General features: G+C 28.4%; 9 protein-coding genes and 1 pseudogene. All 10 read right to left on the reverse strand.

Translation table 11 applies throughout. The features are described from left to right. Positions 1-175: 175 nt before the first annotated feature. Positions 176-493: a CRISPR-associated endonuclease Cas2 gene (cas2, locus tag HMPREF1552_RS05215; protein WP_021744061.1), complete on the reverse strand. Its 318-nt coding sequence runs from the start codon at positions 491-493 to the stop codon at positions 176-178. Further along, the gene (gene cas1, locus HMPREF1552_RS05220; RefSeq protein ID WP_039901233.1) at positions 483-1,397 is read right to left on the reverse strand and encodes a type II CRISPR-associated endonuclease Cas1; all 915 of its coding nucleotides are present in this window, start codon (positions 1,395-1,397) and stop codon (positions 483-485) included. Before cas1 ends, cas2 begins: the two co-directional genes overlap by 11 nt. Positions 1,398-1,426: 29 nt before the next feature. Then, entirely contained in the window at positions 1,427-5,584 is a 4,158-nt protein-coding gene (cas13a, locus tag HMPREF1552_RS05225) for a type VI-A CRISPR-associated RNA-guided ribonuclease Cas13a (protein ID WP_021744063.1), read from the reverse strand. A gap of 161 nt (positions 5,585-5,745) precedes the next feature. Further along, on the reverse strand, positions 5,746-8,799 hold the full coding sequence (locus HMPREF1552_RS05230) for an alpha-amylase family glycosyl hydrolase (protein ID WP_021744064.1): 3,054 nt from the start codon (positions 8,797-8,799) through the stop codon (positions 5,746-5,748). Between the two features lie 25 nt (positions 8,800-8,824). Beyond that, a pseudogene (locus HMPREF1552_RS05235) lies at positions 8,825-10,198 on the reverse strand (aminopeptidase). 198 nt (positions 10,199-10,396) lie between these two features. Continuing rightward, a complete protein-coding gene (locus HMPREF1552_RS05240) occupies positions 10,397-11,752 on the reverse strand; it encodes a glucose-6-phosphate isomerase (protein WP_021744067.1) in 1,356 nt (451 codons plus the stop codon). A 969-nt stretch (positions 11,753-12,721) separates the two neighbouring features. Further along, complete coding sequence (locus tag HMPREF1552_RS05245) at positions 12,722-13,096, reverse strand: DUF1304 domain-containing protein (RefSeq protein ID WP_039901235.1); 375 nt, start codon at positions 13,094-13,096, stop codon at positions 12,722-12,724. 44 nt (positions 13,097-13,140) lie between these two features. Continuing rightward, positions 13,141-13,914 carry a type I methionyl aminopeptidase gene (gene map / locus HMPREF1552_RS05250; RefSeq protein ID WP_021744069.1) on the reverse strand — a complete coding sequence of 258 codons (774 nt, stop codon included), beginning with the start codon at positions 13,912-13,914 and terminating at the stop codon, positions 13,141-13,143. 189 nt (positions 13,915-14,103) lie between these two features. Continuing rightward, the gene (locus tag HMPREF1552_RS05255) at positions 14,104-14,733 is read right to left on the reverse strand and encodes an adenylate kinase (protein ID WP_021744071.1); all 630 of its coding nucleotides are present in this window, start codon (positions 14,731-14,733) and stop codon (positions 14,104-14,106) included. Positions 14,734-15,007: 274 nt separating this feature from the next. After that, the gene (locus tag HMPREF1552_RS05260) at positions 15,008-16,531 is read right to left on the reverse strand and encodes a phosphoglucomutase (RefSeq protein WP_039901237.1); all 1,524 of its coding nucleotides are present in this window, start codon (positions 16,529-16,531) and stop codon (positions 15,008-15,010) included. Positions 16,532-16,663: the final 132 nt, after the last annotated feature.

Genomic DNA, 16,663 nt, shown 5'->3' on the forward strand with positions numbered 1-16,663 from the left:
TTAGTCCCCTTCGATATTGGGGTGGTCTATATCCCATCATTTGTTTTTAGTGATAGGATATTTTGATTGATATTTTTTCTATTTATCTGTTGTGTTTTCCATATTTTCATCTTGATATTGTTCCTTAATAAATAATATAAACCACCACTCACATTATACCATATTTTATGATTTTTCAAAATTCCAATATTTTATTTTGTGAAATTTTTTCTCCCATTGTCACTTCTCCTGCGAGCACCTTCATTTTTTGAAACTGCTCTTCTGTCAGTATAATGGAACGAATTGAGGAATTTTCTGGAGCGAGCATTGATAACTGTTTTTCTGCCAGTTCGATTTTTTCTTTTGTTTTCGACCTCATTATATATACCGATTTCTGAAGCTGATAATATCCCTTTTCTATTAATTTTTTCCTGAAAGTCCTATATTCATATATTTCAACATCTGTCTGCATAGGAAAATCATACATAAGCAGACCAAAATACTCAATACTCATAGTCCATCACGCTCAATGTAGGAATTATCACTTCTTCATCTTTTACAAAATAATTTCGTATACTATCCAAATAATAGTCTACCGCTTGGAAAAAATCATATTTCTTATTGTTAAATAATACCTTCTGCTGTGCCACAAGAAGTATTTTTTGCCTTATTTCCTTACTTAATTTCACTTCATTCAAAATATCCTTGTACATATAAACAAGATAATCCACCATGGGACGAAAAACTTCTATTATATCATCAGAAAAATTATAAGCATTAAACTGTGACTTATGATGTAATCCCAGACTTGGATGAAACCCTTTTGCTACAATCTTTGATGATATTATAGCCCTTAAAATCATATATCCATAATTAAGTGCAGAATTCACACCATCTTCATCAAATCTTTTAAAACTATTGCTATACAATTCCTGAAAATATATCCTTGAAGCTATTGCTTCCTGATGTTCTGCACTCACATCATCTTTTTTCAAGTTTTCCTTATATGTTTTCAGTCTTTCAATGGAAACATCACTTTTTTCAAGATACTCTAACAATGCTCTTTGATTTTCAATCTTATTCTCCACTATCCTGCTCCACAATTTTTCCTTTTTCTCTTTTTCCCACTCAATCTGTTCATTTATTCGTAAAGTCACTTGAAAATGATTAAATAATCCCAGCGAATGAATTTCAGGCTGATGTTTCTCGTTGCAAATAATAATCGGAATGTTATTTTCCACCAGCCTCAACTGCAAAATCGCACTAATCTTGCAATGACAATTTTCAATAACTATCGCAGATATATCATTCAAAGAAATCTTATTTTTCTCATCATTATTATCTTCATCAATCATTACAAGCTGATTATTCGATATTGACAAATCATCAGCCTTTGTTATGTTAATTATATTGGGCATTTTTATCATACTCCTTATAAATTTCATTCTTATAACGTATCATTTGTATTTTCTATTTTTGTTAAAAGTTCTATTATCAAGTTTTTAATATAATCAGAATTATAACTTTCTAATTCTAAAACAGAAACTTTTTTAGGTTTCATTAATCTTTCAAGTATATCATTATTACCGATAAGTCTAAATTTTTTCTTTAATTCATCATAATCTAAATTCACATCTTTTTTAAATACTTCAAATACACTTGCATAAGTTGAATTATTATAACGTGTACTATATGATAATAAATTAGAAACTCTATCAATTTGTTCTGCAATACTGTAATCAGCAAATGGATTTCTTACAATATAGAAATGTGAAATATAGTTTCTAATACTTTCATTTTCCGGCTTATTAATTTCAGAATTTTCAGACAAATCAATTCCAAATCCATAACATATTTTCTCAAATTTTTTATAAGATTCTTCATCAAAAAATTTATAGTATGCTGTTGTTGTATAAAAGCCATCAGATCCATTACGCTTAGGATAAGCTCTACTTATTCCAGTATTGTAGCCACTTAACTTAATAATTCCTAATTCTCTTAGCCCATTTACAATATAGTGCATATCTCTTTCAAATCTAGCCATTTGAATAGCAAGTTTCCAATTTATATCTATCAAATAACTTTCTATTTTATTCAAATAATTAAATTCTACCAAATCTCTTATTTTTTTATACTCAGAAACTTTATTATAATCCTTTTCAAATTCTCCAAATGAACTATAATTTTCATTTTGTATATTTTTGGCAAAAAAATCATCATTTTCTTTCAATTTGTTTACATATTTTGCTTTATAATCGTTAGAATATCCATTCAATTTATCATTTAAATTTTTCAATATTGCATCAATTTCAGATATTTTATTTTTTTTAATATCGTCGTCAAATAATATTTTTGTGTCAACATTTTTTATATCTTTTGAAATTAATCCATAAATCTTATCAAAATTTGGATTCCCAATATTTAAAAATAAATTCTTTTTATAAATATATAGTTCATTCTTATGTTCTTTAGGATAATATATTTTTTCAAATTTATTTTTATTCTCTGATTCTGTATCTTCTACTAAATTATCTATTTCTTCCTTATATTTTTCTAGAAATTCTGATGAAAATAAAGTTCTTATGTTTGATTTATATTCATCAATAATATTCTGTATAAAGGACTCTAATTTTTTTGAATTTTTCCCTATTATTTTTTTTGCCTCTACTTCAGAATTACACTCTAAGTTAGATAAAATACCAAAATTAATCTTAAAATTTCCAATTTCATTTTTCTTTATGAAACTTTTAAATTTAAAATTTTCATCTTCAAATATTTTTCGAATGTCTTCTTTATCGACAAGTTCTTCACAAAACAATCTTTTTTTCAATTTTTCTTCATTACTTTCAAAAATATAATTCTTAATATATGTTTCATCATTCTCCACTATTTTGGCATCTATAATCGCATTTTTTAAATCTAAAATATCAGTTATATTATTTTCTCTTAATAAATTTATTAATAAAACTTCATCTAAAATACTTATAATATTTTCATAATCATATTCTTTGGTACCGTTTTGTTTTTCTAACCAAACTGATGTTGCAAAAAATCTATTTCTAATTTTATTTATATACGTGTTACTATTTAATAATGCAAATATTGAAATTATATACTCAATATCATTGGTTATATTTATATTTGTAGAAATAGAATCTATAATAATTTTACTTTTATTATCTTTTCTTTCTTCAATTTTAGTTTTTATTTCATCATAATTCAAATTGAATTTTGAAAAATCTATTATTTCTGTAAATGTATTCTCTAAATATTCAAGATAAGCGTTTGTAACTTTGTTTTGATATTTTTTTATAGCTTTTTTGTCTCCTTTTGATGATGATACTTGAGCATTTTTATAATATTCTTCTATTGATAATAGATTTTTGTTTTCTTTTTTATTATTACTTTTTTTTACTAATTTGTCAGGTAATGTTTTTAAAAATTCGTTCTCTTCATTTGAAGTTATTTTTTCATATAATATTTTATTAACATATTTCACTGCATTTAATATTATTTTTTCACTTTCAATATCAAACAATTTATCTTTATTTATTTCTCTAAATTTTCTCGTTATTTCAAGAACAATTTTTGAAAAAGAAGGTAAATATTTTTTATCTTTGTATTCTCCTATTTTTAAACTATTAATTTTGTTAATTATATCAACTTTACCTTCAAATATAACATCTAAACTTAAGGACTTAGAAATTTCTTCATCACTAACTTTTAGTTCTTTTATTAACTTTTCAACATTTTCATATTCTCCTTTTAAATTTTTAGTTTCTTGAATATTTCCATAAGAATTATGTAAAATTTTATTTCTTAATAAGTATCCTTCTTTCTGAAAAGAATAGAAATGAGATAATTTTTCATCAATATTATTTTCATTATTTATAAAATTTAACTTTTTTAAAATATTTAATTTGAAACTAGGAACTTTTTCTTTTAGTGTAATTTTTTGGCCATTTAAATTAAAGCCAAAAAAATCTGTTACTTTTTCTTTTCCATTAAAAATCTTATTCAATTCCATATTAGTAGAAGCAAAAAAAGTAATCAATTCTAAATCCAACTCTTCTTTAGCGTGAAGTCTAGAAAAATCATCAGTATTTACTGTCATTTTAACTATATCATTATGTCTTAATTTCCCTAAATACATAATATGCTCTAACGTATATTGCTTAACTCTTTTTAAAATTTTTTCAGATAATATACTTTCATTTAAAATTTTTTCTATTTCTATTTTTTCCATTTTCTTTAATCTGACTTTTTGTTCATTTACCAATATTTTTTCAATTCTTCCTTTTAAATATCGATATATGATTTTATATAGTTCTTTTTCTTCATCAGATTTATTTGAAAATTTTTTCGAATCAAAATTAACTTTATAATGTTTTTTAAATATTCCAAAAATTTCTGTATCACAATTTCCTTTTTTTAGTTCTTTTTCTAGTTTTTTTATTAATTCATTTATTTTAAATTCTGCTAAAATTTTTTCTATTTTTTCTTTTATACTATTATTTTTTATATTTTCTACAAAAAATTTTACAATTTTATCTTTTTTATTTTCTCTTTCTATTTTAAATTTTTCGTGCTTATCTAATAGTACATAAGATTTTATATATGTTCTATTTCTTCTATTTTCAAGAAATTCATTATTAAATTTTTTTACTTTTTCAATTCTTTTAGTAATATTCCAAAATTTTAATTCTTTTACAATAAAATCTACTATATCTTCTACCGTTAAATCTACATTTGTATTTAAAATCTTTTCAACAAACATTTTTTTATTTTCAGATTTCTTTTTATCACCACTAACATTAAGATAAAATTTTACAAAACCCATAATTTCTAAATTACTTTTTATTTTTTCTCTTATTTCCATAAAATTAGTCAAAATAACATCTATTTTATTATCTTTCAATAATTTTTCTCTTAAATGTTCTTCATAATATCGATTTTCAAATACTTTTTCTGTTTCATTTTCAATTATTTTTTCTATAATCTTATATAAACTCATGTTAATATTTTTAAAAATTTCGTAAATTGATTTTTTTGTTTCTAATTCATCATTTTCTATTATTCTTAATATTATTGAACAATCATTTAGTGTTTTATTAGTATACTCATCTCTGATATCTATCTCTATTTCTTCTTCATTCTCTTGTCTCTTTATTTCTATTTTTTTATCATCTTTAGTTATTCCTTGCCTAATTGCTTCATCTATTATTTTCTTTTTTGTAATCTCCAGTGCTTTCAATTTCTCAGATTTTCCATATACTTCTATATATAATACAACTTCTTCTGTTTCCAAAAAATCATCATTATTTTCTATTCTTATGATTTCTTCTTTACCTTTCAACTTAAATAGAATATTTCCTGCATGAAATTTCCTTTTAAATTCTTTAAGAACATTATTATTTTTTTTATAATTAACAAATTCTCCAATAAATTTATTATTATCAATTTTTTCTTTATTATTATTTTCATTAATATTTAAAATGTATTTGTTTCCATCATAGTTCCTTTTAACTTTTACTTTCCGTTTTATTTTAAAATCTTTTTTATCACGAACTTCATACCATCTCTTATGTCCAAATAAATTTCCCATTCCAATCTCCTCGTTTCTACTTTAATCTAATAAAATATTTTTAAATTAAATCAATTTTACATCTTTCTAATAAAAAATACAATTTTCCATTTTTAGTATACCACATCAATATTAAATTTCAAAAAAATAAGGAACCATTAAATATAGCTCCTTATCTCTATTTACTCATAATCTGCATCTACCCTAACTTTTCGCAAAATCATCCCTTCCTTAGCTTTTAAATCCAATTTAATTTTTCCAGCCAAACTTGTTCTGAATATTCTGCCTTCTGTTACCAAGTCGATAAATCTTTCATCTTGATAATTTGTCTCAAATTCCACGTTTTCCCAACTGTTAAATGAATTATTTATTACAATAATAATTGAATGATCCTCAATTACTCTTTCGTATGCAATTATATCTCTTTCATTGTCAGCAAACACTTCTCTAAACTTACCATAAACAAGTGTTTTATTTTCAAGACGAATTTTTATTAACTTTTTATACCATTCAAATAAATCACGGTCGACTTTTTGTTGATAAACTTCATTTTGATTAATGTGAGACGGATTTTTTTCATCATCATATAAAAATTCATTCCATAACATCGGCTTTCGACAATATGGGTCTGTTGCTCCCCACATTCCTACTTCATCACCATAAAACAGCATTGGTGCTCCAATATAAGTCATTTGGAATATTGAAATTAATTTTAGTATATCTTTTGGTTTGATTGGACTATTTCGCCAATCTATTGTTGTATTTGGATGATAATTTGAAGCTAAATCTGGACGAATCCCGTTATATCCTTTTTCCAGCTGTTTTCCTTCCTCCAGATTTCTTCCAAGCACATCATTTACAATTCTTGAATAAAGCCTGTCAGTATCATGCGAACCGTTTAAGTTCTGGCTCGCCTGCAACGCCTGATACGGATACCAAGTTCTTTTTTCTCGAAGTTCGTTGAAAAAGTCTTGTGCCTTTAATTTATACCTTACACCACCTTCACGGCTTTGATTTATAAAGAAACCAATGACTGTTTTTAACCATTCATAGTTCATTACAGTGTCAAATTTATTTCCACCATTAATATCTCCTGCAGCATTTCCCCAAAGTTCAGCAGTTATGTATGAATCTTTCTTGCTGCCCTTTACAACTTCACGCCATTCATTCCAGAAATTCTGATTTTCAAGACAATTTGGCACATCTAGTCGCCATCCGTCAATCCCGTCGTCCTCCATCCAGTTTTCACTTTCTTTTCCATCAGGACCATACATCCATTTTCTTGTAATATTGAAAATATATTCCTTGTACTCCTGATTAAATGTGTTAAATTCAGGAAGTGAATCAAATCCAGCCCAAGCGTTGTAAGCAGTTCTCTTTCTATTTGCAATTAAAGTTTCAAATGCCTGTTCTTCATTCATTTCATCTGTTATTGGGACATGTTCTCCAAAATCTGTAAATTTATACCAATCCTTGTATTTAGAATTTTCTCCATCGGCAAGCACCATATTAAATGTCCAGTGTTCACTGCTGCTATGATTGAAAACCCCATCAAATATTACACGGATACCATTTTTATGAAATTCCTTTATCAAATCTACCATTATCAAATCTGATTCTGTCCAAACCCAAGTTGATGGGTCTTCTGTTTCCCCATATCCATTTCTCCCCCGATTTTCACCATTCAGGCTTACTTCCAGAAGTTTTAGCTCACTGCTTGTCGAAGCCTTGTTTCCAAGTACATCCACATACGACTTATTCCCATATTTGTTATTTTTATTAATTTCCACACCATGAGTTTTTCCACTTGTCTTTATTGTTCCAAAGTCTGGTGAAATATGTCTAAAGTCATTTGCCCCATATTTATGGTTTTGATATGAGAAAAATACTGGATTTAGCCATACTGCATTAATTCCCAATTCCTTCATGTATGGTATTTTTTCTTTTATTCCCTGTAAATCTCCACCATACATTCTAGCATATTTCAAGCTGTAGTCAATTTCACGCTCACCCAGTTTTTCCCAAATTACCTGTTCCCTAAAGTCAGCAGTCCATCTGTTTCTATCAAACTGACTAAGCACATTATTACTTTTTTCCCATTTATATTCTTCTACAAAATTTTGTTCATGAAGTCTATTTGGCTTAAATGCTTCTGGTCCAAATTCATTAAAAATTGGATCATTATAATGATTTCCATTGTAAAACCTGTCTGGGAAAATATTGTACCAGATTGCTTCTTTTGCCCAGTTTGGTACATCAAATAACTGTATATCCTTAGAAGTCGTATTCACAATTAATCTCTTTGGTTTGCTATAGCTCAATGTTTTCCCGTTAAAATATGCTCTTGAGCCATTATCTTCAAGAATAAAATAATACAAAAGCTTTTTGGCTTCTTTACCAAAATTTATTATTCTTTCAAAATAATCGAATCCATTTGTCTTATCCTGATATCTTTCCAGTTCATAAATCATCTCATAACTATCTTCCTCATGTAGAACTACACTAACGTAGGCACGTTCCACATCATTCATCTGAGTTCTTATTTTAAATTCATATTCACTATCCGACAATTTATTAAAATATTGCAAACTGTTATAATCATGTACTATCGCCTTCAAATCAGTATTTTTATCAATTGCTTCATACACAAATTTTCCAGTTCCAAAATCTCCTTGAGGAAACAATGCTCCATTTTCTCCAATAACCAGTTTTCTATTTTCATTCTGAGGATACCATTTTCCATCAATCAGATATTTATATTCATAAACTCCTTCAGGCGAAGCAAGTACTACTTTATAGTTTGTTCCTTCAAAATGATGGATAGGTTCTGTATCAGGCTTCCAGTTATTAAAGTTACCTGCAATTTCAACTTTATCCGCCTTTTCTAGTCCAAAATCAGCAATATCCAAATTCATTCTGTAAAATTTCATTTTAGTTAATGAAAATATCTTTTTTGAGGGAGAATATTCTACATAAATATCTATTCCTTTTTGAAATCCAGTTATTGATTTTGGCGGCAAGTTTTCATCCACTACTGCCTCAAATCTTTTTGCAAAAGGTGCTGTATGGCTGTAAGTCACACCACTTATTACTCCACTTTCCTCATCCTTTATTTCAAAAAAATAACTTCCTGACTCGACATTTCCCCATTTATATATAAAATTTTCCCAATTTTGTTTTAAATTCTCTTCCTTGTAGAATTTATTATCTTTATAAATTATAATTTTATAGCCCATTTTTTCTCCTAATTATCTACTCTCCCTAATTTAACTCAAAAAATACTTTATATGCTCTGTATGTTTCATACAAATCCGCTTTTGATGAGATTTCAAATAAAGAGTGCATTGATAAAAGTGCAGGCCCTGCATCTATCGTTCTGATTCCGTAGTAAGCTAAGAACTTAGCAACTGTTCCTCCGCCACCTTCATCTACTTTTCCAAAGCCACCCGACTGATATTTAATTTCATTTTTGTCAAATATTTATCTTATTTCCTGAATAAATTCTGCATCAGCATCGTTTGCCATAGCTTTTCCACGACTTCCTGTATATTTTGCAAACGCCAGTCCATAAGATAATCTTGCCACGTTTTCCACATCATGAACTGACTTAAATACAGGATTTAACGCAGCTGTAACGTCTGAAGACAACGCTTTTGAGTTCCATAAAGTTTCTCTTAATATCTGATCATTATAATTTTTTTCTGTAAGTGATAGCATTTTTCCAACAACATATTCAGGCAATGTTGATTTCAAGCTTGTAGAACCTTCACTTCCAATTTCTTCTTTATCTGTCAAATAAATCATAATAGTTTTCTCAGTTTCCTTAATATCAAACAAAGCTCTAAGCGAAGTATATGCACAGATTCTGTCATCTTGACCATATCCTCCAATCATACTCTTATCAAGCCCCACATCTCGTAATTTTCCAGCTGGTACAACTTCCAGCTCTGCTGTAAAGAAATCATCTTCTTCTATTCCATAATCTTTTTTCAATTTATCAAGCACAAACTGCTTTATTTTTTTATTTACATTTTCATCATTTAAAGGCATATTTCCAAATAATAATTTTAGTTCTTCACCTTTAATAACATCTCTTGCCTTTCTTTCATCCTGCACATTGTAAGACAAATGTGGCAATATATCAGGCATACTGAATACAGGCTCGTCATCTTTTTCTCCAATAGAAAGTGTCACTTTTTCTCTATTTTTTAAGAAAACAACACCATGCAATGCAAGCGGAGTCGCGGCCCATTGATATTTTTTAATTCCACCATAATAATGCGTGTTTAATAGTGCAAATTCTTCTTCTTCCATTATCGGATTTGGCTTCAAATCCAGTCTTGGTGAATCCACATGGGAGACAATCATATTGATTCCGCTTTTTATATCATTTCCAACAATTACTGCAATGATATTTTTATTTCTATTGTTAAAATAAATTTTATCCCCTTTTTTCAATTCACTTTTTTCATTAATATTGACAAAGCCATTTTTTTTAAGTTCCTTTTCTGTCAAATCCACAAATTCTCTCTCAGTTTTGGCAGAATCCAAATATTTTTTATAATCCTCAGCAAAGTCAAAAATCACTTTCTTTTGCTCATCTGTATAATTTTTCCACAAATTCTCTTTTGTCATTTTCTACATCCTTTCCAAAACCCACAACACATACAACAAAAGATGGCTACTTGAAAAATGTTCCAAATCAGCCACCTTCTTTCCAAACCAAATTAATTTTTCAATTTATATAAATTTATTAAAATTTACTAGAATTTTTCAAAATTGAACTATATGAATCATGATGTAAGGTATTTTAGAAATATCTCGGTTGAAATACTATTTAACTTCATTCAATTTTTTTTCCAATTCTTTTCCAGCTTCTTCATATCCAGGTTTTCCTAATAACGCAAACATATTTTTCTTATATGCTTCCACTCCTGGCTGATCAAATGGATTTACACCTAAAAGGTATCCACTTACTCCACATGCTTTTTCAAAGAAATAGAATGTATATCCTAAATGATAAGGAGTGGCTTCAGGAATGTTTACGCCTAAGTTAGGTACATTTCCGTCAATATGTGCCAAAATTACTCCATCAGTTGCTTTTTTATTTACGTAATCCAATGTTTTTCCAGCAATAAAGTTTAGTCCATCAAGGTTATCCTTGTCACTTTCAATGACAAATTCCACTTCTGTTTTTCCAATAGAAACTACTGTTTCAAAGAATAATCTTTTTCCTTCCTGAATATATTGACCCAATGAATGCAAGTCTGCTGAAAAATCTGCCGAAGTTGGGTACAATCCTTTTCCATCTTTTCCTTCAGATTCTCCAAATAACTGTTTCCACCATTCTGCCAAATAATGAACTCTTGGCTCATAATTTACCATTAATTCCAAGTCTTTTCCTTTTCTATGTAAAATATTTCTCACAGCCGCATATTGTAAAGCCTGATTTTCGTCCATATTTTTATTTGCAAAGTCATTCATCGCATCTTTTGCTCCAGCCATCAATTCATCAATATTAATTCCAGCCGCTGCAATTGGTAAAAGTCCTACTGCAGTCAATACAGAAAATCTTCCACCAACATTGTCAGGTACAACAAAAGTTTCATATCCTTCAGCTGTAGCAAGTGTCTTTAATGCTCCTTTTTCCTTATCTGTTGTAGCATATATTCTTTTTGCAGCTTCTTCTTTTCCATATTTTTCTTCCAGCATTTTTTTGAACACTCTGAATGCAATCGCAGGTTCAGTTGTAGTTCCAGATTTTGAAATTACATTTACTGAAAAATCCCTGTCTCCAACAACTTCTATTAAATGTTGTAAATAAACACCGCTCATATTTGTTCCTGCAAAGTAAATTTCCGGAGTTTTTCTTTTATCTTTTGGCAAGTTATTGTAAAAGCTGTGTGACAAAAATTCAATTGCAGCCTTTGCCCCTAAATACGATCCTCCAATTCCAATTACAACTAAAACTTCTGAATCATTTTTAATTTTTTCAGCCGCTTTTTTTATTCTAGCAAATTCATCTTTATCATAGTTTTCAGGCAAGTCAACCCATCCTAAAAAATCATTTCCTGCTCCACTTTTTGAAGCCAGTACTTCATTTGCCAATTCTACATACGGTTTAATCTGTTTCAATTCATTTTCATTAAAAAAATTTTTTGCAAATTGATAATTAAAATTCAATTTCATTTTCTTTTGTCTCCTTAATATATTTTATTCCCTAGATTTCTTTAAAATCAAGAAATCTCTATTATTCCACACATAGTAATACAACTTTAAAATCGAATAATAATACAACAAAACTACTTAAAAACCAAATTTACAAAATTATAAATAATAATTATATTTAGTTTTAAAGTGATTTTTTATTAAACTATTTTTTCAACTAAAGTATAACAAAAAAAGCACTTTTTTTCAAATTTTTCTAACATATTTTTAGATTTTTAAAAATTTTTTCTAAAAATTTTAAATTTTATTACATAAATCTTTTTAAATTTAGGAATATCTCTATTTTAGATACTCTAAAATTTTCTAAATTTCAATCAAAGAAAAATAATTACAATTTTAAAATTAAATTCTAAGTCTTTCAAACCTCGTTTTAAAGTAATTTTATAAAACTTCTATATTTATATAAAAAACTTTTTATTCATAAATTGTAATATTAATTGCAACATTTTACCAAATTTTTTTTCAAAGGTATTGATTTTCTAAAAAATTTTTGCTATAATAAATTTGTTAATATTAATATTATTAATCTTTTCATATATCACAACCGAAGAATTAATTGGTCATAAAATACAGTCTGTCAATACCAAATGGACTGTTTTTTATTTATAAATTTCTATACTCTATTCAAATAGCAAGTTTTTTTTAATTCCTAACAATATTAAATGATTTAACTAAAATAAAAGCTAGTGCTTTATTCCCAACCTTTTTAAATAAATATTTTTTAATTTTCATATACATTTCTACTATTTCCCCCTATTACTTATAGTATCACACAAAAAATACATTTCTAAACATCATTTTAAAAATAAAAACAAACTTTGTAACGAAAAAAATCAATTTTCTCTTTTTATTCATTTCAAAAAAACACCCAAACTTTCCGAAGTAAAATTCTCTAGTTCAGGTGCATTTTTTAAAATTTAATCAAAATTATTAAAATATTAACGGCAATAATACTGCAATAATAGCCATTAAAGCAGGTAAACCCTGCACTAAAAATATTTTTTTAGAAACTGTGACAGTACCATAAATAGCCGCACAGATAATACAAATCAGGAAGAAAACTGCAATTTGAAATTGAAATTCTCCACTTTCGATTAAACTCCACACTAATCCTGTGGCAAGAAAACCATTGTACAGCCCTTGATTTGCCATCATTTTTTTTACACGTTCATCTTTTAAAAAGTCTATTTCCAGTCCAAAGTTTCTTTGAACAGTTTCACTTTCATTAAGATACATTTCAAGGATTAATATATAATAATGCTCCAATGCCACAAATAATATTAATATGAATGCCAGTATGCTCAAAATAATTCTCTCCCTTCTTTATATTTTCATGTTCTTTTTTTAGTTTAATCTCTTACACTTAAAATTACAGGCTTCCCATCAATAATAGCAAGGCTGTGTTCGTATTGGGCTGAACGTTTTCCATCTTTGGTAACTGCAGTCCACATATCCGATAGAACTTTTACTTTATAAGTACCGACATTTACCATCGGTTCAACTGTGATTACCATTCCATCTTCAATTTTAGCCCCTGTTCCAGCTTTCCCATAATTTGGAATAATTGGATCTTCGTGCATTTCCTTTCCTACTCCATGCCCTGCAAAATCTCTTACAAGTGAGAATCCAAAGCTCTCTACATATTCCTGAATAGCATGCCCAATATCTCCAATTCTGTTTCCGGCACGTGCCGCTTCAATCCCGATATCTCTTGCCTTTTCAGTAACTTCCATAAGCTTTTTAGAAGTTTCATCAATTTCTCCTACAGCATAAGTAATAGCAGCATCACCAAAATATCCATCAAGTACTGTAACCGTATCAACTGTCAGAATATCTCCTTCCTTCAGTATCTGCTTTTTGCTAGGAATACCGTGTACTACGACTTCGTTTACAGAGATACAAGTTGCGGCTGGATAAGGAGGATATGGATGTCCTACATCGTAACCCTTAGTTCCTGGAATTGCTCCTTGACTTCTAATGTAGTCTTCAGCGATTTGGTCCAATTCGTATGTGCTGATTCCAGCTTTTATGTGTTTTGGCAATACATCTTCAAAAAGTCTTGCGATTATTTCATTAGCTTTTTTTATTTTTTTTATTTCATCCAATGTTTTATAAATTATCATTTTTTGTACTTCTTCTTTCTAAATTTCTTTTTTATTTTTTTAGTATATATATTTGACAATTTAATACTTTTTTACAAAAAATCTTGTACTTTTGCAAATAAAATTTTATTAATTATCAAATAATATCAAATAAGTTTAGTAATATTACTCTAAAATCAAATTCAATCTTAAATAATTTGAAATTATTTACTATTTTTCCAAGATATCAATTATATCTTTTGTAATTTCTTCCAGTTTTTTTGCACCATCTACACTGTAAACTTTATTTTGTTTTTTGTAAAAATCCAATACTGGTGCTGTCTGTTCGTTGTAAACTGCAAGTCTTTTTTTCACTGTTTCTTCATTATCATCTGCCCTTTGTTCCAAATCTTCTGGATTTTCATCAACTGGCGGATTATATTTTATGTGATAAATTTTACCAGTCTTTTTCGATACTCTTCTTCCTGTGATTCTTTCAATAATTTCTTCATCGCTAACTTCAAGTGCGATTACTTTTTCAATTTCTCTGTTTGATTTTGCCAAAATTTTGTCAAGTTCTTCAGCTTGAGCTACTGTTCTTGGAAATCCGTCCAAAATAAATCCTTTTTTACAGTCATCTTCCTGCAATCTTGCTTCCACAAGCCCATTTACAATGTTATCAGAAACCAATTTCCCTTCATCCATCAATTTTTTGGCTTCCATTCCTAGTGGAGTCTTATTTGCAATTGCAGCTCTCAAAATGTCCCCTGTTGAAATTTGAGGAATTTCATATTTTTGAATTAATTCCTTTGCTTGAGTTCCTTTTCCTGCTCCTGGTGCTCCAAATAACACTATATTCATAATTATTTATTCAGTATTTAAAATTAAATACCGCTCCTTTCCAAATTTATTTTTTCACATCTAATTTTAACATTTTAAAAGCCATTTTTCAATTTTCTTTTTTAAATTTTCAAAAAAATAACCAAAAAAGAAAAAAAACTGAATTTAATCAGTTTTTTCTGCTAAAGAACTATTTAGCTAATTTAAGTTAGAGTGGGTAATAAACCCATGTATATTTTACCACATTTATAAATTTTATCAATACCTTTTTTTAATTTTTATTTTTTATTTTTTCTTAAATTTCCATTTTTTCGTATTTTTTTAAATAATCTTTCAATTCTTCTAAAATATCATTCCCCATTCCTTCTTTTTCTGCTTCTATATTAACGCACAAAAGTGGTTCGTGCAGTGATAATCTGATTAAAAACCAGCTTTTTTGACCCACATTTACTCTTACACCTTCATAGTTAGGACTTTCTAGGCTCCAATCTTCTTTTTTTTCAGCATATTCTCTAAAGTTTTCCACAATTTTTTCTCCACAAGCCCGAAAATCTTTATCTTTTATAGGAATTCTTATTTCTATTTCCTCAACAGGCTCAGGCAGCTCATTCAGAACATCTGTAAATTCAATGCCTTTTTCCCTGCTCTCCACAAGCTGAACCAAAAGCCTTGCAGCCATGTATGCTCCATCATCAAGAAAATAATTTTCTTTAAATGCGGCATGCCCTGACGTTTCTATAGCAAGAGGAGAATACTTTCCTTCGTTATTCAGCCTTATAGATTCATTTATTACGTTCTTGTATCCTCGCTGGAATCTGTGGTGAATCCCGCCACAGTTTTCTATAAATTCTTTTAACCCTGCCGATGTAATCGAATCTGTTACAATTATGCCACCAGAATGTTCTTTTAACAATATTTCACTAAGCAATGCGATAAGGTTATTTCTGTTAATTTCACGTCCATTCTTATCTATAAAAGCGCTTCTGTCTCCATCTGCATCAAATATTATTCCAAAATCTGCATTATTATCAAGAACTGCTTTTTTTATTGATTCTATCGCTTCTTTTTCTTCAGGATTCGGAATATGATTTGGAAAGTTACCATCAGGATTTAAAAATTGGCTTCCAGTAGTATCTCCACCCAAAACTTCTATTACCTTTTTGGCAAAAAATCCCGCAGCTCCATTTCCTGCATCTATCACTATTCGTAGGTTTTTTAGAGGCTTGTCCCCTTTCCCAATTTTATTTTTTATTAGTTCGCATATATATGAAGCATAGTCATCTGCTAGATTTTTTAAAGTTTCTACACCTTTTTCTTTTTTAAATAAATTTTTTTCTCGTTTTTCAGCCATTTCTAGAAATTTATTAACATCAGTTTTTTGAAGCCCTCCGTTTTTAGTAAAAAATTTAATCCCGTTGTAGTAGCTCGGTAAATGGCTGGCGGTTATCATCATTGCGCCATCAGCTTTATAATCCTCAAATATCGTAGCCATAAAAAGCGATGGTGTTATTGACATTCCGCAGTCATATACATCAATTTCCATTTCCACCAAAGTTTTTCTTATAATTTCTGAAAATTTAGGCCCTGTATGCCTTGCATCATATCCAACTGCTACTTTAACCTTCCTGTTTTCATTCCTTGCTATTTCATCACATTTTTCAGTTATCCAAAGCCCAAATCCTTTTGCTATGAACTCGACTTCCTTTTCAGATAAATTAATGTCCTTATCCTCGTATTTTGCAACTATTCCCCGAATATCAGTCCCGTTTATCATATTTTTTAAATCCATAAAAATACCTCTCTTTTTAAGTAAAGCCATACCTATTCTCCTCATTTTGAAAATTGGTATGGCTTTTCTATATTGTTCACTTAATTTACTATTTTAAATTATTCAGCACCGTTTGTGCAATATCCTTCGCTCTAAGCCCGTAATTCGTAAGCATAGTCTCTC

It is taken from the genome of Leptotrichia sp. oral taxon 879 str. F0557, assembly GCF_000469385.1.
Classification (GTDB): domain Bacteria; phylum Fusobacteriota; class Fusobacteriia; order Fusobacteriales; family Leptotrichiaceae; genus Leptotrichia; species Leptotrichia mesophila.